Below are 20,200 nucleotides of genomic sequence, written 5' to 3' on the forward strand. Positions count from 1 at the left end.
AAAGCCCTACTCCTTCACGCCGAAGAAGGGCTCCAGCGGATCCGGCAGCTTGTCGTTGCAGGAGAGCGCACCGGTCTTGGTGAGCGCGTCGTTCACGCAGGTGTAGTAGTCGCGGTAGACCAACTGGACCGTATAGCCGGTGGCCACGATCGCCAGGGCCAGGATGGCCGTCACCAGGCCGCTGACCGCCGCCGTCGTCTGCTGCCGGCTGCTGCCCTGCGCGGCGGCGGGGGCCGTTCCGGGCGCGGCCCCCGGCGGCGGGGGCGTGGTGGCGCGGTCCGGGCTGCTTGTGCCGGACACCGCTGCCTGCGCTGTGCCGTCCGCCTGGGGCTTCCGCGGGCCACCGCGGAGGGCGCTGATCGACCAGTACACGGCGAGGGCGCCGAGGAGCATCGCGATCTCGGGGAAGTCGAAGAGGGCGAAGAAGAACGCCCACATGCCGCCCAGCACCGCATAGCGTGCGCGCCGCTGAGCGGGGTCGGTCGGGTCCCAGCGCAAGCCGCCGGGACTGCCTTCCGGGCCGCCGCCCTTACCGCTCGGCCCGCTCGTTCCGCCGGGACGGCCACCGAAGCCGCCGCCCTGGCGGCCCGGCTGCTGGTCGCTCCACTGGCTGCCCCAGACCGGGCGGTCGTCGGAGGGGCCCTCGCCGCCGTCGCTGCCTCCGCTTCCGCCGTTGCCGTGGTTTTCCGGCGCGTGGGAAGGGTGGCGGGGCTGCCAGGGCTGGTCGGGCCGGTCCTCGGGCGGTGCCGCGAACGGATTGTCGTCGGAGGACCCGGACGAGGAGCCAGAGGACCCGGAGGACCCGGGCGAGGACCCGGAGGACCCGGAGGACCCGGGCGAGGACCCGGAGGACCCGGGCGAGGACCCGGAGGAACCCGACGAGGACCCGGACGAACCCGAGCCCGAAGTGGAACCCGAGTCCGGCGAGGAGTCCGGTGATGAGGACTGGCGTTCCCGCATCAGCGTGGATGCCCGCTCGGGCAGCGGGTGGCCAAAGGCGGTGCGGAGGCGGTCCGGCATGTGGTGAACGTCTTCCCCATCTCGTCATTTCCGCCCGGGGGCGGTTCCCTGTCCCCTGACGCTACCTCCCGGCTACGCCCCCGTCCCGTGGGGGCCGTCGGGTGTGCCGGTATCGTTGCTGACGGTCGGACCGTTCGTAGAGTTCCCCGTATCAGGGGGCGAGCTTCTTTCGTACGACCATACAAACGCACCTCCTGCACATCGCGTACCTGCTGCACCACGCGAGAAAGGGCCCTGCCGTGGCCTCCCCGCCCCCCTCCGCCGCTCCGGCCCGCGTGGTCGTGCTCGTCTCCGGCTCAGGCACGAACCTCCAGGCGCTCCTCGACGCGATCGGTGACGACCCCGAGGGCTACGGCGCCCGGATTATCGCGGTCGGCGCGGACCGCTACGGCACCGTCGGACTCGAACGTGCCGAGCGCGCGGGGCTTCCCACCTTCGTGTGCAAGCTCGGCGAGCACGCGAGCCGTGACGAGTGGGACGCGGCCCTGACGGCGGCCGTCGCGGAACACCGCCCGGACCTCATCGTGTCCGCGGGGTTCATGAAGATCGTGGGCAAGGCGTTCCTGGCCGGGTTCGGCGGCCGCATCGTCAACACCCACCCCGCCCTGCTCCCCAGTTTTCCCGGTGCTCACGGCGTCCGCGACGCGCTCGCGTACGGCGTGAAGGTCACCGGGTGCACCGTCCACTTCGTCGACGACGGCGTCGACACCGGTCCGATCATCGCGCAGGGCGTGGTCGAGGTGACCGAAGAGGAAACCGTGGAGGGCGAAGCCGCCCTCCACGAACGCATCAAGGAAGTCGAGCGAAAGCTGCTCGTCGAGGCCGTGGGGCGGCTCGCCCGTGACGGCTATCGCATTGAGGGACGAAAGGTTCATCTCGGTCATGTCGGTGAATAACCCCACCCCGGTGAATAAGCCCATCCGCCGCGCCCTGGTCAGCGTCTATGACAAGACGGGGCTCGAAGACCTCGCCCGCGGTCTGCACGAGGCGGGTGTCGAGCTGGTGTCCACCGGCTCCACCGCCGGGAAGATCGCAGCCGCCGGTGTGCCGGTCACCAAGGTCGAGGAGCTCACCGGCTTCCCCGAGTGCCTCGACGGCCGCGTCAAGACGCTGCACCCCCGCGTGCACGCCGGCATCCTCGCCGACCTGCGCCTGGACGCCCACCGCGAGCAGCTCGCCGAGCTCGGCGTGGAGCCGTTCGACCTCGTGGTCGTCAACCTGTACCCCTTCACGGAGACCGTCGAGTCCGGCGCCTCCGACGACGAGTGCGTGGAGCAGATCGACATCGGTGGTCCGTCGATGGTCCGTGCCGCCGCCAAGAACCACCCGTCCGTGGCAGTCGTGACCAGCCCGGAGCGTTACGCCGACGTCCTCGCCGCGGTCAAGGCGGGCGGCTTCGACCTGTCCGCCCGCACGCGGCTCGCCGCCGAGGCCTTCCGGCACACCGCCGCCTACGACGTGGCCGTCGCCTCCTGGTTCGCGGCCGGCTACGCGGCCTCCGGTGAATCGGGCCTCCCCGAGTTCCTCGGTGACACCTTCACGCGCAAGAACGTCCTGCGCTACGGCGAGAACCCGCACCAGTCCGCCGCCCTCTACACCGAGGGCGCGGGCGGCCTCGCCGAGGCCGAGCAGCTGCACGGCAAGGAGATGTCCTACAACAACTACACGGACACCGACGCCGCCCGCCGCGCCGCCTACGACCACGCCGAGCCGTGCGTCGCGATCATCAAGCACGCCAACCCGTGCGGCATCGCGGTCGCCGACGACGTCGCGACGGCGCACCGCAACGCGCACGCCTGCGACCCGCTGTCGGCCTACGGCGGCGTCATCGCCGTCAACCGCCCGGTGACCGTCGCGATGGCCGAACAGGTCGCGGAGATCTTCACCGAGGTCGTCGTCGCCCCGGCGTACGAGGACGGTGCGGTCGAGATCCTCGCCCGTAAGAAGAACATCCGCGTGCTGCGCTGCCCCGAGGCCCCGACGTCGGCGTTCGAGGTGAAGCCGATCGACGGCGGCGCGCTGCTCCAGGTCACCGACCGCCTCCAGGCCGACGGCGACGACCCGGCCAACTGGACCCTCGCCGCAGGTGAGGCGCTCTCCGCCGCCGAGCTCCGTGAGCTCGCCTTCGCGTGGAAGGCCAGTCGCGCGGTCAAGTCCAACGCCATCCTGCTCGCCAAGGACGGCGCCTCGGTCGGCGTCGGCATGGGCCAGGTCAACCGCGTCGACTCCGCGAAGCTTGCCGTCGAGCGTGCGGGCGAGGAGCGGGCACGGGGCGCGTACGCGGCCTCCGACGCGTTCTTCCCCTTCCCCGACGGGCTGGAGATCCTTACCGCGGCCGGCATCAAGGCCGTGGCCCAGCCGGGCGGATCGGTCCGTGACGAGCTCGTCGTCGAGGCCGCGAAGAAGGCGGGCGTGACCATGTACTTCACGGGCACGCGCCACTTCTTCCACTGACGACACCCTCGGTGACACACCGCAGGCCGCACCCCTCCCGGGTGCGGCCTGCGGCGCGTCCCGGCGTACGGAGATCAGTCGTCCCTCTGTTCTAATGAATGGCCTTGTCGGGCCGCGCGGGACCGGTGCGACCGGCAGTGACCAGTGAGGGATTCCGTTGCGGGGGCACCGTGCTTGACCTGAACCAGAGCGAGACCGACGCGCCCGGGGAGCAGACCCCAGGGCCGGCCGCGGACACGCCGCACCCGGCACCTCTGCGCCCCTACCTGATCGCCGCCGTGGTCCTGTGCGCGCTCTACTTCCTCTACGCGTACCTGCGGTACAGCCACTTCCAGTCGCCGTCCTGGGACCTGGGCATCTTCGAGCAGGAGGTGCGCGCGTACGCCGGTTTCGACGCGCCAGTCGTCGACATCAAGGGTCCGGGCTATCTGATACTCGGCGACCATTTCAGCCCCGTGGTGGCGCTCCTCGCCCCGCTCTACTGGATCTGGCCGTCCGCCGTCGCCCTGCTGTTCGCCCAGGCCGCCCTGTTCGCCGGCTCCGCGGTCGTCGTGGGGCGCACCGTCCAGCAGATCCTGGGCGGCCGTGCGGGTCTCTGCGCCACCGTCGCGTACGGGCTGTCCTGGGGGCTCCAGGAGGCGGTGAAGGCCGACTTCCACGAGATAGCGTTCGCCGTCCCGCTGCTGGCCCTGGTCTGCCGGGCGCTGCTCATGCAGCGCTGGCGGGCCGCCGTCCTGTGGTCGCTGCCGCTGGTCCTGGTCAAGGAGGACCTCGGCGTCACCGTCGCCGTCGTCGGCCTGCTCCTGGCGCTGTACGGGCGGCGGCTCCAGGGCCTCCTGCTGGCGGCCTTCGGAGTGTTCGCGTTCGCGCTGACCGTGCTGGTGCTCATACCGGCGGCCAGCAGCGCGGGGACGTACGACTACTGGAAGAAGATCGAGGAGAACGGCGGGCAGGAGGTCTCCCCGCTCGACTCCGTCCTCGGCGTCCTCGACTCCTCCGTCAAGCTGGAGATGCTGGTCTTCCTGGTCGGCATCACCGCCTTCATGGCGCTCCGCTCACCCCTGATCCTGCTCGTCCTGCCCACGCTCGGCTGGCGGCTGCTCTCCCAGGACTCCAACCACTGGGGCATGGTCTGGCACTACAGCGCGATCCTGATGCCGGTGGTCTTCCTGGCCATGGCCGACGGCATCCGGCGCAGCCGGGCGTCGAAGAGGCCCTGGCTCGTGTCGTACGCGAACGTCGCCGTCCCCGTGGCCGCGGCGATCGCCGTCACCCTCACCCAGCACCTTCCGCTCCGCGACCTGCTGCGCCCGGAGACGTACCGCGCCGACGCGCGCACCCACGCCGCCGAGGCGGCGCTGGAGGCGATACCCGAGGGGGCGCGGGTGGAGACGGACATCACGCTGATGGCGCACCTGACCGGGGACCGCACGGTCTACTGGGTCGGCGGGGCACCGGGCACCGCGCCCGACGTCGTCGCGATCAACCTGGACTTCGGCTGGTCGCAGCCGATCGACGACCCGGTGAAGTACGCCGAGCAGCTCCACCCCGAGGCGCGCTACCGGGTCACCCGCGAGGCGGGCTCCTTCGTCGTCATGGAGCGGACCACGCCGGCGCCCGGAAACGGCTGAAGGCCGCACACCCGCCGGTGAGCGGGTGCTACGGCCTTCACGCGGGTGCGTTCGTGCAGGAGAGGTGTCAGTACTGCTGGCGCTGACGCCGGAACCAGGCGGCCCCGTCCTGCCTGGCGCAGAAAACGATGACCAGGACGCCCAGCGCGATGCTGATGATGGCAAAGACGTTCGTCGTCAACAGGCTGATGGCACTGAAGAGCGTCACGAGTGAGCCGTACACGATCGCGGAGATGCGGACGCCGTTGCCGCCGGAGGAGAACTTGGCCGCGGTCAGGATCGCCCAGAGCGCGATCCCGAGTGTCAGGATGCCGACGACGACGAAGACGGCCATGCCGATGTCGGCAACGTCCTGGCTGCTCGCAGAGCTGGAGCCGTAGGACTCGCTCTCGGCCAGCTTGTCGCTCAGCCAGGCACCCGCGACGACCATGACGATGGCGCCGATGACCTGGAAACCACCGAGGACGTAGAGCATGATCCGGGCCGCCTTCACGCCGCCGGGCATCTCCGTGGGCGCTCCCGGGAAGCCGTAACCACCCTGGACCGGGGGTGCCTGCGGATAGCCGTAACCCTGCTGGGGAACACCCTGCGGGGCCTGCTGAGGGTAGCCGTAGCCCGGCTGCTGCCCGCCCGGCTGCTGACCACCCTGCTGCTGGCCGTAGGGGTTGTTGGGGTCGCCGAAGCTCATGGCGAATTTCCTCCGTTGTATGTGGGGACGACACGGTCCTGACGGAGGAAAGCTGCGCGATCTGAACGGTTGGTCCCCCCGACACTGCCCGCGGTGATGCGGGCCTTATCGTCGTCGTGACATCCGCCATTTGTCCAGCCGATCGCCGAATGTGTTGTGCAAGTGCAATCTCGCGTCCACGTGGCAAGCCAGGATTGGTACGCGGGCGGGGTAATCCGCGAGGATGGGTGCCATGACTGCCCAGATTCTCGATGGCAAGGCCACCGCAGCTGCGATCAAGTCCGATCTGACCGTCCGCGTGGCGGCCCTCAAGGCACAGGGCATCACACCCGGCCTGGGAACCCTGCTCGTCGGCGACGACCCGGGCAGCCGCTGGTACGTGAACGGCAAACACCGTGACTGCGCCCAGGTCGGCATGGGCTCCATCCAGCGTGAACTCCCCGACACCGCCACCCAGGAGGAGATCGAGGAGGTCGTCCGGGAGCTCAACGCCGACCCGGACTGCACGGGCTACATCGTGCAGCTTCCCCTCCCCAAGGGGATCGACACCAACCGGATCCTGGAGCTGATGGACCCGGCGAAGGACGCGGACGGGCTGCACCCGATGAGCCTGGGCAAGCTCGTGCTGAACGAGAGCGGCCCGCTGCCCTGCACCCCGCAGGGCGTCGTCACCCTGCTCCGCCGCCACGGCGTGGAGATCAACGGCGCTCATGTGGTGGTCGTCGGCCGGGGTGTCACCATCGGCCGCCCCCTCCCGCTGCTGCTGACGCGCAAGTCCGAGAACGCGACCGTCACCCAGTGCCACACCGGCACCCGTGACCTCTCGGCGCACCTCCGGCAGGCCGACATCATCGTCGCGGCCGCCGGTGTGCCCCACCTGGTCAAGCCCGAGGACGTGAAGCCGGGCGCGGCCGTGCTCGACGTCGGTGTCAGCCGGGACGAGAACGGCAAGATCGTCGGCGACGTGCACCCCGGTGTGGCCGAGGTGGCCGCGTGGGTCGCCCCGAACCCGGGGGGCGTCGGCCCCATGACCCGGGCCCAGTTGCTCGTCAACGTGGTCGAGGCGGCCGAGCGCGGCGCCGCCGAGGCCTCCACCGTGTCCGTCGGCTGACCCGGACCGGAGGAACGTCATGGGCGCTGGTACGAGTCCGGCGGGCGGCACGCACGCGGACGGGCCGGCCGAGGAGACAGACACGTCCGAGGAGGCCCGGGTGCCCGAGAAGGTCCAGGTGTCCGGGGAGGACGGGGTGACCAGGGAGACCGGTACGCAAGGGGAGGCCGAGCCTCCCGGGGATGCAGGGATGGCCGGGGAGACGGGAGCGCCCGGTGCCGCTGACGAGGACGGAGCCGCCGGGGAAGCCGGGGACAGCGGCTCGACCTGGGCGCCGTCGCGCCGTTTCTCACTGACCCGTGACACCGCGCGTCCCGAGGGCGGCGGCCGGGCGGCCCCCGGGGACGCCCCCGCCCCCGCCCGCCAGTGGCCACTGCTCACGGTGCTCTGCACCGCCGGGATCGGGCTGCTGATCGTGGGGACCGACCCCTTCGCCGAGGCGTTCAGGGTCGGCGCCATCCTGATGGGGGCCGCCCTGCTCGCCGGAGCCGTGCTGCGCTGGACGGTGCCCTCCGTCGGCATGCTCGCCGTACGGTCCCGGTTCACCGATCTGGTCACGTACGGCCTGATGGGCACGCTGATCGTGCTGCTCGCGCTTATGGCGCAGCCCAGTCCGTGGCTGCGGGCCCCGTTCCTGCAGGACGTGGTCCACTTCACGATCCGCTGAGGGGGTGTCCGTCCCCTCCCCCGAGAAGGGACGGACACCGGTCAGGGCACCGGCGCAAGAGGTACCGGAACGCGGTGACTTGAGCGGCCTTGCCCTGTCCTGGTTCAAGCGTCATGGACATGAGGTGCCGGTTCAAGGTATGCCTGGTCCCTGTGGCACGGAGGTGACCATTCCGCCATCCTGTGATCGTTACGCAACGGTGGGGGGGAGACCGGCTCGGTACGCGCTACGGCGCACAACGGAGCCCGTGCTCATACCGAATGCCCCCGTGCGCCCCTTTGTCCGGAACTGACATCCTGGCTCCGTGCATCCTTCTGGGTAGTCAGGAGCGGCCGGACCGACCGCTCCGACGGCAGAGGGAAGGGCCCGGTGCCGGGGAGCGGGGGCGCGCCGGGGAACGTCCGGGGGAATCGACTGGGGGGAAACAATGCCTCGTTGGAAGGCACTGCCGGAAGAACTCGATCCGCAGGTGCGGGAGTTCGCCGGCCAGCTACGCAGACTGGTGGACCGCAGTGGTCTGAGCCTGGCCGCGGTCTCCGACCTCACGGGCTACAGCAAGACGTCGTGGGAGCGGTATCTCAACGGCAGGCTGCTCGCGCCCAAGGGGGCGATCGTCGCGCTCGCCGAGGTGACGGACACCCAGCAGCACCATCTGACGACCATGTGGGAGCTGGCCGAGCGCGCCTGGAGCCGCTCCGAGATGCGCCACGACATGACGATGGAGGCCATCAGGATCACCCAGGCGCGTGCGGCGCTCAATGAGGCGGGTGTGGCCGCGGCCCCCGTGGCGAGCAGGCGGGCGGCCGGCGGAGGCACGGGAGTCTCCACCGCCGCGGGGCCAGGGGGAGACTCCCGCGACGGCGGACGTCCGCCGTCCGTACCCGTCCAGCGCGGCACGGTTCCGCGGATCCCGCAGCAGCCTCAGCCGGGATCGGTGCCGGATTCCGGCGGAGGCGCACACCGTGCGGACGGCGGAACCGGAGGGCGGCAGGAAGGCGGGCGGCGCAGGCTGACGCTCTTCCTGACGGGGGCCGTGGGCGCGCTCCTGCTGATAGCCGGGGCCGTGCTGCTCACCGACCTGGGCGGGGACGGCGACCCGGGCCGGGTGGCCGCCACACCGTCCGCCGATCCCCGCACCAGTGCGGCCCAGCTGCCCGCAGGGGTCGGGTGCAGCGGCGCCGACTGCACCGGCCAGGACCCGGAAGCGATGGGCTGCGGCGGCCAGTTCGCCTCGACGGTAGCCAGGGAGGCCGTCGGTGGCGGCCTCGTCGAGGTCCGCTACAGCGAGACCTGCGGGGCCGCGTGGGCCCGTATCACCCAGGCATCCGCGGGGGACACCGTGAAGATCGCCGCCGGTTCGTCGGAACAGGACGGCACGGTGGACGCCGACGCCGAGGCGTACACCCCGATGGCCGCTGTGAAGAAGGCCTCCGGCGCCAAGGCCTGCGCGACCCTCGTCTCCGGGGAGACCGGCTGCGCCACGCCGGAGTGACGTGAGAGGGGCCGCTGCGCTGGGTGACCGACTGTGCGCGGGCCCACAGGGGGGCGGGCGCCCCGGGCGGCGGGGGTCGGATAGCCTGATCGCTGGATATCTCTTCACGTCAAGATTCAGAGGTATCCAGCACCAGGGGCAGGGACCCCCACCGCCAGCTGTCTAACGGAGATCGCCATGACCCGCACTCCCGTGAATGTCACCGTGACCGGCGCAGCCGGCCAGATCGGCTACGCGCTGCTCTTCCGCATCGCCTCCGGCCACCTGCTCGGCCCGGATGTGCCGGTCAACCTGCGACTCCTCGAGATCCCGCAGGGCCTCAAGGCCGCCGAGGGCACCGCCATGGAGCTCGACGACTGCGCCTTCCCGCTGCTGCGCAACATCGAGATCACGGATGACGCCAACGTCGGCTTCGCCGGCGCCAACGTCGCCCTCCTCGTCGGCGCCCGCCCGCGTACGAAGGGCATGGAGCGCGGCGACCTGCTGTCCGCCAACGGCGGCATCTTCAAGCCGCAGGGCAAGGCCATCAACGACAACGCCGCGGACGACATCAAGGTTCTCGTCGTCGGCAACCCCGCCAACACCAACGCCCTCATCGCGCAGGCAGCCGCCCCGGACGTACCGGCCGAGCGATTCACCGCGATGACGCGTCTGGACCACAACCGCGCGATCTCGCAGCTGGCCGCCAAGACCGGTGCCGCCGTCTCCGACATCAAGCGGCTGACGATCTGGGGCAACCACTCGGCGACCCAGTACCCGGACATCTTCCACGCGGAGATCGCCGGCAAGAACGCCGCCGAGACCGTCAACGACGAGGCCTGGCTGGCCGACACCTTCATCCCGACCGTCGCCAAGCGCGGCGCGGCGATCATCGAGGCCCGTGGCGCGTCCTCGGCCGCCTCGGCCGCCAACGCCGCCATCGACCACGTGCACACCTGGGTCAACGGCACCGCCGAGGGCGACTGGACCTCGATGGGTATCCCGTCGGACGGCTCCTACGGTGTCCCCGAGGGCATCATCTCCTCCTTCCCGGTCACCACGAAGGACGGAAAGTACGAGATCGTCCAGGGCCTGGACATCAACGAGTTCTCCCGTGCGCGCATCGACGCGTCGGTGCAGGAGCTCACCGAGGAGCGCGACGCGGTCCGCGAGCTCGGCCTGATCTGACCGGACTCCGGCCCCGGCCGGACCCGAGCACCATGAGGGCGCCCCGGCAGCAGCTGCTGCCGGGGCGCCCTGACGTGTGGTCAGCGGCCGAGCAGCCGCCCTGCGAGGTCCCGCACGGCGTCCGCCGCCCTGCGCTGCAGCTGGGGGCCGAAGGTGATCCGTGCCGCGCCGAGCTCGCCGAGCCGGCGGGTGGCGGCCGGGCCGTCGGGTGCGCCGACGGCGTTGAGCGGGACCGGGACCGCGGCGGCCAGACCGGGAAGATGGCCCGCCGGGGCCATGATCGGATAGACGCAGTCCGCACCCGATTCGGCGTAGAGCAGGGCACGGGCCGTCGTCTCCGCGACCACGTCCCCGGCGGCCGGGTCCCCGTGGATGTACGTGTCGATGCGGGCGTTGACGAAGAGGCGCCCGGCCGCCGCGGCGCACACCTCGGCGAGCCGGTCGGCCTGGAGCAGCGGGTCGACGAGGACGCCGTCGGCCGAGTCCTCCAGATTGCAGCCGACCACCCCGGCCTCCAGGAGACGGTCGACGAGTTCGGCCGGGGCCAGGCCGTAACCTGCCTCGATGTCCGCCGACACGGGAACGGACACCGCGCGGGCGATCCGGGTCACCGCTGCGAACATCTCGTCGGCGGGCGTCTGTCCGTCGGTGTATCCGAGGGAGGCGGCGACGCCCGCGCTCGGGGTGGCGAGGGCGGGGAACCCGGCCTCCTCGAACACACGGGCGCTCGCGGCGTCCCACGGGCCGGGCAGGACCAGCGGGTCGCCGTGAGGCCGGCCGTGGTGCATGGCGCGGAAGACGGACGCGGGCTCGTTCATCAGGGCTCCGGTGCGGGAGGGACTCGGGCGGGTGGCGGCCCGGGAGGGAGTGGGGCGGGTGGCGGCCCGGCAGCCGGCGGCCGGGGGGCAAAGGGCTCCCTCGCCCCCGCCGGCCACCGGGCCCGGCGGCTCAGTGCTTGATGTCGCCGGGCGTGTAGTGCCCCGGGGCCATCCGGGTGGTCACACCGAACCGGTTCCAGGCGTTGATCACGTTGATCGCGGCGATCAGCTGGGTGAGTTCGGCCTCCTCGAAGTGCTTCTCGGCCTTCGCGTAGACCTCGTCCGGCACGAAGCCGTCCGTCAGGACCGTGACCGCCTCCGTCAGCTGGATCGCCGCCAGCTCCTTCTCCGTGTAGAAGTGCTGCGACTCCTCCCAGGCGCTGAGCTGGATGATCCGCTCGACGGACTCGCCCGCCGCGAGAGCGTCCTTCGAGTGCATGTCCAGGCAGAGGGCGCAGTGGTTGATCTGCGAGGCCCGGATCTTCACCAGTTCGAGCAGCGTCGGGTCGAGTCCCTGACGGGACGCGGCGTCCAGCCGGACCATGGCCTTGTAGACGTCGGGCGCGAGCTTGGCCCACTGAAGGCGGGCGGGGTGTTCGGGAGCGTTTCCGGTGGGCGTGTGCTGGTGTGTGTGCGTGGTCATGATTCGAAGCTAACGGCCGGATGGCGCACCGGTATGGTCCATTTCCATGACAGATTCCTGGGCCGCTTTCGGTGCCGACCTGCATATCGAACCGGTCGGCGCGGGCCTGCGCAGCGGGCTGATGGAAGCGCTGCGTGAGGCCGTGCGCACCGGACGGCTGACGCCCGGCACCCGGCTGCCCTCCTCCCGGACGCTCGCCGTGGATCTCGGGATCGCCCGCAACACCGTCGCCGACGCCTATGCCGAGCTCGTGGCCGAGGGCTGGCTCACCGCACGGCAGGGCTCGGGGACGAGGGTCGCGCAGCGTGCCAGTGCGCCGGAACCGGCCATCCGGGGGGCCAGGGGGCGGCAGGTGCGCCAACGCCCCGCCCACAGCCTGATGCCGGGCTCGCCGGACCTCTCGTCCTTCCCCCGCGCCGAATGGCTCAAGGCCGCCAGGCGCGCCCTCACCGCCGCCCCCGACGCGGCCTTCGGATACGGCGATCCGCGGGGCCGCGTCGAGCTGCGGAGCGCACTGGCGGACTACCTGGCGCGGGCGCGCGGGGTGTACGCGGATCCCGAACGCATCGTGATCTGCTCCGGGTTCGTCCATGGGCTCGCGCTGATGGGGAAGGTGCTGCGGCGCCGCGAGGTGCGAGGGGTGGCCGTCGAGTCGTACGGGCTGGACATCCACTGGAACCTCCTGACCGAGGCCGGTCTGCGCACCCCGTGTCTCCCGGTGGACGCGCTCGGGGCCTGCACCGGGGCGCTGGGAGGGGCACCGGACGTGGGCGCTGTCCTGCTGACCCCCGCCCACCAGTTCCCCACGGGCGTCCCGCTCCATCCCGACCGGCGGGCCGCGGCGGTCGACTGGGCGCGTTCGTCGGGGGGTCTGATCCTGGAGGACGACTACGACGGTGAATTCCGTTACGACCGCCAGCCGGTGGGCGCGCTCCAGGGGCTCGACCCGGACCGGGTCGTCTACATGGGCACGGCCAGCAAGTCGCTGGCGCCCGGTCTGCGGCTCGCCTGGATGGTGCTGCCGGAGGAACTGGTGGAGGAGGTGTGCGCCGCGAAGGGCGGTTCCGAGTGGATGTCCGGGACACCGGACCAGCTGACCCTCGCGGAGTTCATCGCGTCAGGGGCGTACGACCGTCATGTGCGGGCCATGAGGCTGCGCTACCGGCGCCGCCGCGACCAGTTCGTCGACGCGCTCGCGGAGCGGGCACCGGGATTCCGGGTGAGCGGCATCGCGGCGGGGCTGCACGCCGTGCTCGAACTCCCCGAGGGGACCGAGCAGTCCGTCGTCCAGGCGGCCAACTGGCAGGGGCTCGCCCTGGAGCGGCTCTCACGCCTGCGGCACCAGGACGCGGAGCCGGGCCGAGACGCTCTGGTCATCGGCTACGGCACACCGTCGGAGAGCGGCTGGGCGGGGGCGCTGGACGCGCTCTGCCGGGTGCTTCCTTAGGCGGAATGCCGGGATGCGCCCGGGAGCGGGAGGCACCGGGTTCCAGTCCAGGGAGTCATGCATCTAATCTGACTGGCAGTTGGCGGGTGGTCGTACACCGGCCCGTGCGGACGACGGGGGAGAACAGAACATGAACAGGCGCAAGCTGAGGTCGAGCACCGTCGTGCTCGGTGGCATGGGAGTACTCGCGGCAACGCTCACCGCGTGCGGCTCGGAACCGGACGAGCGATGCGTCGACCCGGTCACCCAGGAGATCCTGCCGGACTACGAGTGCGAGGACAGCAACGGCAACGGTACGTACTACTACGGCGGCAGCAGCCACAGGAACCGGGTCTCCGGCGGCAGCTTCAACAAGTCCGCGGTCGAGAGCGGCGGATTCGGCTCCTCCAAGTCCAGCGGCGGCTGAGACCCCCCGATGGAACGCCGCACCACGGAGCCGCGCCCCGGCTGGCAGCAGACCGTCGAGGAGCAGGGGCTGATCTACCCCCTGACCCGCTACCCGGACGGATCCCTGCGCCCGTACTGGGACGAGAGCGCCTACTACGTCTTCTCCCTGCCCGAGGTCGAGGCGCTGGAGGAGGTCGTGGAGGAGCTCCACACGATGTGTCTGGCCGCCGCCGCGCACATCGTCGAGCACGACCGCTTCGCCGATCTCGGCATCACGGACCGCAGGCTGGCGGGGCTGATCGCCGAGTCCTGGCGGCGCCGCGCCGAACTGCCCTCCCTGTACGGCCGGTTCGACCTGCGGTACGACGGGACCGGCCCGGCCAAGATGCTGGAGTACAACGCGGACACCCCCACCTCGCTCGTGGAGGCCGCCAGCCCGCAGTGGTTCTGGATGGAGGACCGCTTCCCCGGCGCCGACCAGTGGAACTCCCTGCACGAGCGTCTCGTCGACGCGTGGAAGCGGCAGGCCCCGCTGCTGCCGCCCGGCCCTCTGCACTTCGCGCACTCCGACGGCGACGAGCTGGGCGAGGACCTGATGACGGTGGCCTATCTGCGGGAGACCGCCGCACAGGCCGGGATCGACACCGAGGCGCTCTCCGTCGAACGGATCGGCTGGGACCACCTGGCCGGCCGCTTCGTCGACGAGCGGCTCCGTTTCATCCGCAGCTGCTTCAAGCTGTATCCGTGGGAGTGGCTGGTGACGGACCGCTTCGGCCCGCACGTGCTGGGCACCCTCGACAACGGCGGGGGCACGGGCAGCACCTGCTGGATCGAACCCGCCTGGAAGATGCTCCTCTCCAACAAGGCGCTGCTGCCCGTCCTCTGGGAGCTGTATCCGGGCCACCCCAACCTCCTCCCCTCCTACCTCGACGGCCCCCGCGAACTGGCCGGCCCGGACGGAGCGGGCTACGTCGCCAAGCCGCTCCTGGGCCGTGAGGGCGCAGGGGTCACCATCCACGAACCGGGCAGCGCACCGGTCCTGCGCGACGAACCCTGCTGCTACCAGGAGCTGGCCCCCCTGCCCGACTTCGCGGGCAACCGGGTGGTGCTCGGCGCCTGGGTGGTCGGAGACGAGTCCGCGGGGCTCGGCATCCGGGAGTCGGCGGGGCTGGTCACCGACGAGTACGCCCGCTTCCTGCCCCACGTCATCCTCTGACCGGCGTCCCCGGACCGAGGCTCAGCCGGCCAGTACGCCCCGGAGCTGCTCCAGGCCCCAGTCCAGATCCTCCTTGCTGATCACCAGGGGCGGGGCGATCCGGATCGTGGAGCCATGGGTGTCCTTGACCAGCACCCGGCGGCCCATCAGCTTCTCCGAGATCTCCCGGCCCGTCCCGAGCGCCGGGGAGATGTCGACCCCCGCCCACAGGCCCCGGCCCCGCACGGCCAGCACCGTGCCGCCGGTCAGCAGCCCCAGCTCGTGGTGGAGATGGTCACCCAGCTCCGTCGCCCGCTGCTGGTACTCACCGGTGCGCAGCATCGCGATCACCTCCAGGGCGACCGCGCAGGCCAGCGGGTTCCCGCCGAAGGTGGACCCGTGTTCGCCCGGCCGGTGGACGCCGAGGACCGCGGCGGAGGAGACGACGGCGGAGACGGGCACGACGCCACCGCCCAGCGCCTTGCCCAGCACGTACATGTCGGGAACGACACCCTCGTGCTCACACGCGAAGGTCCGGCCCGTGCGGCCCAGGCCCGACTGGACCTCGTCCGCGATGAACAGCACGTTCCGCTCCCGGGTCATCTCCCGCACCCCGGAGAGATAGCCCGCCGGAGGAACCAGCACCCCGGCCTCGCCCTGGATCGGCTCCATCAGCACCGCGACGGTGTTCTCCGTCATCGCCTCGGCGAGCGCGGTGAGATCCCCGTACGGCACGATCTCGAACCCCGGGGTGTACGGGCCGAAGTCGGCCCGCGCCTCCTGGTCCGTGGAGAAGCTGATGATCGTGGTCGTCCTGCCGTGGAAGTTGTCGGCCGCGACGATGATCTTCGCCATCCCGTCCGGGACGCCCTTGACGCGGTAGCCCCATTTGCGGGCCGTCTTCACCGCCGTCTCCACGGCCTCGGCCCCGGTGTTCATCGGGAGGACCATCTCCATGCCGCAGAGCTCGGCGAGCTGCGTACAGAACTCCGCGAACCGGTCGTGGTGGAAGGCGCGGGAGGTCAGCGTCACACGTTCGAGCTGGGCCCTGGCCGCGTCGATCAGGCGCCGGTTGCCGTGCCCGAAGTTGAGCGCCGAGTAGCCGGCGAGCATGTCGAGGTAACGGCGCCCCTCGACATCGGTCATCCAGGCGCCGTCCGCCGAGGCGACGACGACGGGCAACGGGTGGTAGTTGTGCGCGCTGTGCGCCTCGGCGGAGGCGATGGCGGTTTCCGTGGTCGACACGGGATCTCCGTTCGTCGTGCGGCGGGGGCGGGGGTGGTGCCCACTTTGTATCGTCGGTCGGATTCAGGACCTGGAAACCTTCCGTGCGTGGCGCGCCTTCCGCTACGGATCGCGGCAGGACGCCTCACGCCCCGCAACCGCCGGCGCACGCCCTGTCGGGGGACCGTGTTTCTCGTCTCATTCGTCACGACGCCCGGCACGCCGGCCGTGGAGTCCCTTCGCGGTCCTCACATCTTTCCTACACCGGTTGCCGGAGATCGGTTCCGCACCTGAGACAATGGCTTCATGGCCTCTGATCGACCCCGCGTGCTCTCCGGAATCCAGCCCACCGCAGGCTCGTTCCACCTCGGCAACTACCTCGGTGCCGTCCGCCAGTGGGTGGCGCTGCAGGAGTCCCACGACGCCTTCTACATGGTGGTGGACCTGCACGCGATCACCGTGCCGCAGGACCCGGCGGAGCTGCGGTCCAACACCCGGCTCGCCGCCGCCCAGTTGCTGGCGGCCGGGCTCGACCCGGAGCGGTGCACGCTCTTCGTCCAGAGCCATGTCCCCGAACACGCCCAGCTCGGCTGGATCATGAACTGCCTCACCGGCTTCGGCGAGGCGTCCCGCATGACGCAGTTCAAGGACAAGTCGGCCAGGCAGGGCGCCGACCGCGCGACCGTGGGCCTCTTCACCTACCCGGTCCTCCAGGTCGCCGACATCCTGCTGTACCAGGCCAACCAGGTCCCGGTCGGTGAGGACCAGCGCCAGCACATCGAGCTCACCCGGGACCTCGCCGAGCGTTTCAACGGCCGCTTCGGCGAGACGTTCACCGTCCCGGCGCCGTACATCCTCAGGGAGACGGCGAAGATCTTCGACCTGCAGGACCCGGCGATCAAGATGAGCAAGTCGGCGTCCACGCCGAAGGGCCTCATCAATCTCCTCGACGACCCGAAGGTCACCGCCAAGAAAGTCAAAAGCGCGGTGACCGACACGGACACCGTGATCCGCTACGACGCGGAGAAGAAGCCCGGCGTCAGCAACCTCCTGGGCATCTACTCCACCCTCACCGGCGCGGCCGTCACGGACCTTGAACAGAAGTACGAAGGCAAGGGGTACGGCGCGCTCAAGACCGACCTCGCCGAGGTCATGGTGGAGTTCGTCACCCCGTTCCGTACCCGGACCCAGGAGTACCTGGACGACCCGGAGACCCTGGACGCCCTCCTTGCCAAGGGAGCCGAGAAGGCCAGGGCCGTCGCGGCGGAGACGCTGGCGCAGACGTACGACCGGATGGGCCTTCTGCCTGCGAAGCACTGAGTCCAAGGACTCTGGCGGGAGCACGGCCGAAGGGCCACACTGACGTCGGCACGACCGAAGAAGACCTTCGAGGATTGAGGAGAACGATGTGGGGACCGTAACGCTCGGCGTTTCGATCGCGGTCCCGGAGCCTTACGGCAGCCTGCTCCAGGAGCGGCGCGCGGGCTTCGGGGACCCTGCCGCGTACGGCATCCCCACCCACGTCACCCTTCTTCCGCCGACCGAGGCCGAGGCGGCCGACCTGCCGGCGATCGAGACGCACCTCTCCCAGATCGCCACGGCCGGCCGCCCCTTCCCGATGCGGCTGTCCGGCACGGGCACCTTCCGCCCGCTCTCGCCGGTCGTCTTCGTCCAGGTCGTCGAGGGCGCCTCGGCCTGCTCCTGGCTCCAGAAGCGGGTCCGGGAGGCGTCCGGGCCCCTGGTGCGCGAGCTGCAGTTCCCGTACCACCCGCATGTGACCGTGGCGCACGGCATCGCCGAGGAGGCCATGGACCGCGCGTACGAGGAGCTCTCCTCCTACGAGGCGGCCTGGACCTGTGGTTCCTTCGCGCTGTACGAACAGGGCACGGACGGCGTCTGGCGCAAGATCAACGAGTTCCCGTTCGGCGGTGGCGGCGGTGCACCCGCCGTGCCGGCCCAGGGCGGCAGCTCCATGGACCAGCCCTCCCTGCGCCCCTGACCCTGAGAGCCTGTCGGGTGCGATCGAGGCCACCCGGCAGGCTCTGAGCCCTACCGCACCGGCAGCCGCCGGAACAGCGGGCGCGGCACGTGCCGCAGGGCCGACATCACCACCCGCAGCGCCCCGGGCACCCACACCGTCTCCGAGCGCCGTCGCAGCCCCGTCACGATCGCGTCCGCGACCGCCCCGGGCGTCGTGGCGAGCGGCGCCTCCTCGCGCCCCGCTGTCATCCGCGACCGTACGAAGCCGGGGCGTACGACCATCACGTGCACCCCTGTCCCGTGCAGCGCGTCGCCGAGCCCCTGTGCGAAGGCGTCCAGGCCCGCCTTGCTGGAGCCGTAGATGAAGTCCGCGCGCCGGGCGCGTTCGCCGGCCACCGAGGAGAGCACCACCAGCGACCCATGGCCCTGCGCCTGGAGTGCGCCGGCGCACACCAGGCCTGCGGAGACCGCTCCCGTGTAGTTGGTCTGTGCCACCCGGACAGCGGAGAGGGGCTCCTCCTCGTCACGCGCCTGGTCGCCCAGGACCCCGAAGGCCAGCAGCACCATGTCGATGTCCCCGTCGGTGAAGAGCTTCCCGAGTACCTCCTCGTGGGAGGCGGAGTCGAGGGCGTCGAAGGCGACAGTACGTACGTCCGCCCCCAGCTCGCGCAGTTCGGCCGCGGCGCGTTCCAGGGCGGGGGAGGGCCGTCCGGCCAGCTGGACGGTCCGGGTGCGGCGGGCGATCAGCCGCCGTGCGGTGGCCAGGCCGATCTCCGAGGTGCCGCCGAGGACGAGCAGGGACTGCGGGGCACCGAAGGCGTCCTTCACGGGATAACTCCTGGCGGGGTGAGAGAGCGGTGGATCAGGGCGGTCCCGGAACGGGGCGGGTCAGAGCGCGAGGCGGCGGGAGAGATCCGACCTGAAGGCCCCCGACGGGTCCAGCTCCTCGCGCAGGGCGCGGAACTCCGGCAGCCGTGGATACATCGCGGCCAGCAGGCCTGGCCGGATCCGGGCGTCCTTCGCCAGGCAGACCCGGCCGCCCGCCGCCACGACCTCCTCGTCCAGCCCGTCGAGCAGGCGTGCGAGGCCGGGCAGTCCGGCGGGCAGCCCGAAGGAGAGCGTCCAGCCGGGCGCGGGGAACGAGAGCCAGCCCGTGCCGCCCGCGCCGAACCGCTTGAGCACACCGTGGAAGGCCGGACACCGGCGCACGGTGAGCTGCCGGACGATGCGGTGCAGGGTCTCCTCCTGGCCGTATCCGACGACGCACTGGTACTGGACGGAGCCGCCCCGGCCGGGCAACCGGCCCGGGTGGAGGGCGGCGTCCACGGGGTGGAAGAAGGCGGAGATCCGCTGCAGCTCTCCGGTCCGGCAGGCGGGGGCGCCTCGGTGGCGGAGCTCGTTCAGGAGCGCCGCCGGGGCCCGGCCGAGCAGTCCTTCGGGGATGAGCGCCGGCACGGTGGGCAGCCGCCCTGGGCGGAACGCCAGTGCCGTGCGCCGGGCGCGCGCCGGGAGCGCGTCCAGGGGTGCGTGCTCCCCACGGGTGACGACAGCGCGTCCCGTCGCCCTTCCGCGCGCCAGGAGGTCGATCCGGGCGGCCGCGTACGGAGTGCGGTCGCCGCACGCCGTGAGCCGGGCCAGTGCCTCGTCCAGATCGGCCGCCCGCGCGGTGTCGACGGACATCAGCGAGGTGGTGACGGGGCGCAGCCCGAGGGTGGCCGAGAGGATGACGCCGGTCAGCCCCAGACCGCCGGCTGTCGCGTCGAACAGACGGGTGCCGGGCAGTACCGTGCGCACCTCACCGTCCGCCGTCAGCAGCTCCAGGGAGCGCACATGCCGGGCGAAGGAACCCGCGGCCCGGTGGTTCCTGCCGTGGACGTCGGAGCCGATCGCGCCGCCGACGGTGACATGGCGGGTCGCGGGGGTGACCGGGACGAACCAGCCCAGCGGGATCAGCGTCTCCATCAGGCGGTGCAGACTCACCCCGGCCTCACAGACCACTGTCCCCGCGACGGCGTCGACCGCGCGGATCCGGTCAAGCGCGGTCATGTCGACCACGGAGCCACCCGCGTTCTGCGCGGCGTCACCGTGGGCACGGCCCAGCCCCCGGGCCACGACCCCACGGGGCCCACGGCCCCGCACGACGGCAGCGGCGTCTTCGTACGTACGTGGGCGGAACCGCAGCGCGGTCGTCGGGGCGGTACGGCCCCAGCCGGTCAGGGACACGGTGTCGACGGACATGGTCGTGACCGTATCGCCCAGGAAAACCCTTTTGAGGG

Annotated in this window: 19 protein-coding genes; 12 read left to right on the forward strand and 7 right to left on the reverse strand. The window is 71.3% G+C overall.

From position 1 onward, the window contains the following. Nucleotides 1-6: 6 nt before the first annotated feature. Nucleotides 7-1,020 carry a hypothetical protein gene (locus tag ACIREO_RS10925; protein ID WP_404107363.1) on the reverse strand — a complete coding sequence of 338 codons (1,014 nt, stop codon included), beginning with the start codon at nucleotides 1,018-1,020 and terminating at the stop codon, nucleotides 7-9. A gap of 239 nt (nucleotides 1,021-1,259) precedes the next feature. On the opposite strand from ACIREO_RS10925, the gene purN reads away from it, so the two are divergent. The 3 genes from purN to ACIREO_RS10940 all read left to right on the forward strand — a co-directional run bounded on the left by purN (nucleotide 1,260) and on the right by ACIREO_RS10940 (nucleotide 5,105). Then, nucleotides 1,260-1,916: a phosphoribosylglycinamide formyltransferase gene (purN, locus tag ACIREO_RS10930; RefSeq protein ID WP_404107364.1), complete on the forward strand. Its 657-nt coding sequence runs from the start codon at nucleotides 1,260-1,262 to the stop codon at nucleotides 1,914-1,916. After that, the gene (purH, locus tag ACIREO_RS10935; protein WP_404107366.1) at nucleotides 1,903-3,474 is read left to right on the forward strand and encodes a bifunctional phosphoribosylaminoimidazolecarboxamide formyltransferase/IMP cyclohydrolase; all 1,572 of its coding nucleotides are present in this window, start codon (nucleotides 1,903-1,905) and stop codon (nucleotides 3,472-3,474) included. The genes purN and purH overlap by 14 nt, the downstream gene beginning before the upstream one ends. A 170-nt stretch (nucleotides 3,475-3,644) precedes the next feature. After that, complete coding sequence (locus ACIREO_RS10940; protein WP_404107367.1) at nucleotides 3,645-5,105, forward strand: DUF2079 domain-containing protein; 1,461 nt, start codon at nucleotides 3,645-3,647, stop codon at nucleotides 5,103-5,105. A 67-nt stretch (nucleotides 5,106-5,172) separates the two neighbouring features. Here ACIREO_RS10940 and ACIREO_RS10945 read toward each other — a convergent pair whose 3' ends face one another. Further along, complete coding sequence (locus tag ACIREO_RS10945; RefSeq protein WP_404107369.1) at nucleotides 5,173-5,793, reverse strand: hypothetical protein; 621 nt, start codon at nucleotides 5,791-5,793, stop codon at nucleotides 5,173-5,175. A 232-nt stretch (nucleotides 5,794-6,025) separates the two neighbouring features. On the opposite strand from ACIREO_RS10945, the gene ACIREO_RS10950 reads away from it, so the two are divergent. The 4 genes from ACIREO_RS10950 to ACIREO_RS10965 all read left to right on the forward strand — a co-directional run bounded on the left by ACIREO_RS10950 (nucleotide 6,026) and on the right by ACIREO_RS10965 (nucleotide 10,230). Beyond that, nucleotides 6,026-6,904: a bifunctional methylenetetrahydrofolate dehydrogenase/methenyltetrahydrofolate cyclohydrolase gene (locus tag ACIREO_RS10950; protein WP_404107371.1), complete on the forward strand. Its 879-nt coding sequence runs from the start codon at nucleotides 6,026-6,028 to the stop codon at nucleotides 6,902-6,904. 19 nt (nucleotides 6,905-6,923) lie between these two features. Next, nucleotides 6,924-7,571 carry a DUF3017 domain-containing protein gene (locus ACIREO_RS10955; RefSeq protein WP_404107372.1) on the forward strand — a complete coding sequence of 216 codons (648 nt, stop codon included), beginning with the start codon at nucleotides 6,924-6,926 and terminating at the stop codon, nucleotides 7,569-7,571. Nucleotides 7,572-7,998: 427 nt separating this feature from the next. Beyond that, the gene (locus ACIREO_RS10960) at nucleotides 7,999-9,063 is read left to right on the forward strand and encodes a DUF2690 domain-containing protein (protein ID WP_404107374.1); all 1,065 of its coding nucleotides are present in this window, start codon (nucleotides 7,999-8,001) and stop codon (nucleotides 9,061-9,063) included. Nucleotides 9,064-9,240: 177 nt separating this feature from the next. Then, on the forward strand, nucleotides 9,241-10,230 hold the full coding sequence (locus ACIREO_RS10965; RefSeq protein WP_404107375.1) for a malate dehydrogenase: 990 nt from the start codon (nucleotides 9,241-9,243) through the stop codon (nucleotides 10,228-10,230). 80 nt (nucleotides 10,231-10,310) lie between these two features. Here ACIREO_RS10965 and ACIREO_RS10970 read toward each other — a convergent pair whose 3' ends face one another. Both ACIREO_RS10970 and ACIREO_RS10975 read right to left on the reverse strand, forming a co-directional pair. Then, nucleotides 10,311-11,048, reverse strand: coding sequence for an isocitrate lyase/phosphoenolpyruvate mutase family protein (locus tag ACIREO_RS10970; protein WP_404107377.1), 738 nt, complete (start codon nucleotides 11,046-11,048; stop codon nucleotides 10,311-10,313). A 130-nt stretch (nucleotides 11,049-11,178) separates the two neighbouring features. After that, nucleotides 11,179-11,691 carry a carboxymuconolactone decarboxylase family protein gene (locus tag ACIREO_RS10975; protein ID WP_404107378.1) on the reverse strand — a complete coding sequence of 171 codons (513 nt, stop codon included), beginning with the start codon at nucleotides 11,689-11,691 and terminating at the stop codon, nucleotides 11,179-11,181. 46 nt (nucleotides 11,692-11,737) lie between these two features. Between ACIREO_RS10975 and ACIREO_RS10980 the strand changes: the two genes are divergently transcribed. The 3 genes from ACIREO_RS10980 to ACIREO_RS10990 all read left to right on the forward strand — a co-directional run bounded on the left by ACIREO_RS10980 (nucleotide 11,738) and on the right by ACIREO_RS10990 (nucleotide 14,741). Further along, nucleotides 11,738-13,138: a PLP-dependent aminotransferase family protein gene (locus tag ACIREO_RS10980; RefSeq protein ID WP_404107379.1), complete on the forward strand. Its 1,401-nt coding sequence runs from the start codon at nucleotides 11,738-11,740 to the stop codon at nucleotides 13,136-13,138. A 130-nt stretch (nucleotides 13,139-13,268) separates the two neighbouring features. Beyond that, nucleotides 13,269-13,544 (forward strand): hypothetical protein, encoded by a 276-nt coding sequence (locus tag ACIREO_RS10985; RefSeq protein ID WP_404107380.1) that lies wholly within the window; start codon nucleotides 13,269-13,271, stop codon nucleotides 13,542-13,544. A gap of 9 nt (nucleotides 13,545-13,553) precedes the next feature. Continuing rightward, the gene (locus ACIREO_RS10990) at nucleotides 13,554-14,741 is read left to right on the forward strand and encodes a glutathionylspermidine synthase family protein (protein WP_404107381.1); all 1,188 of its coding nucleotides are present in this window, start codon (nucleotides 13,554-13,556) and stop codon (nucleotides 14,739-14,741) included. A 21-nt stretch (nucleotides 14,742-14,762) separates the two neighbouring features. Here ACIREO_RS10990 and rocD read toward each other — a convergent pair whose 3' ends face one another. After that, the gene (gene rocD, locus ACIREO_RS10995) at nucleotides 14,763-15,965 is read right to left on the reverse strand and encodes an ornithine--oxo-acid transaminase (protein ID WP_404107382.1); all 1,203 of its coding nucleotides are present in this window, start codon (nucleotides 15,963-15,965) and stop codon (nucleotides 14,763-14,765) included. Between the two features lie 285 nt (nucleotides 15,966-16,250). Between rocD and trpS the strand changes: the two genes are divergently transcribed. Together trpS and ACIREO_RS11005 are read left to right on the forward strand one after the other, a co-directional pair. Beyond that, nucleotides 16,251-17,264: a tryptophan--tRNA ligase gene (gene trpS, locus ACIREO_RS11000; RefSeq protein ID WP_404107384.1), complete on the forward strand. Its 1,014-nt coding sequence runs from the start codon at nucleotides 16,251-16,253 to the stop codon at nucleotides 17,262-17,264. 88 nt (nucleotides 17,265-17,352) lie between these two features. Continuing rightward, entirely contained in the window at nucleotides 17,353-17,943 is a 591-nt protein-coding gene (locus tag ACIREO_RS11005) for a 2'-5' RNA ligase family protein (protein ID WP_404107386.1), read from the forward strand. A 50-nt stretch (nucleotides 17,944-17,993) separates the two neighbouring features. Here the strand turns inward: ACIREO_RS11005 and ACIREO_RS11010 are convergent, their stop codons facing one another. Beyond that, on the reverse strand, nucleotides 17,994-18,752 hold the full coding sequence (locus tag ACIREO_RS11010) for a decaprenylphospho-beta-D-erythro-pentofuranosid-2-ulose 2-reductase (protein WP_404107387.1): 759 nt from the start codon (nucleotides 18,750-18,752) through the stop codon (nucleotides 17,994-17,996). 60 nt (nucleotides 18,753-18,812) lie between these two features. Further along, entirely contained in the window at nucleotides 18,813-20,162 is a 1,350-nt protein-coding gene (locus ACIREO_RS11015; RefSeq protein WP_404107389.1) for an FAD-binding protein, read from the reverse strand. Nucleotides 20,163-20,200: the final 38 nt, after the last annotated feature.

Source organism: Streptomyces sp. NPDC102441 (genome assembly GCF_044765585.1).
In the GTDB taxonomy this organism is placed as follows: domain Bacteria; phylum Actinomycetota; class Actinomycetes; order Streptomycetales; family Streptomycetaceae; genus Streptomyces.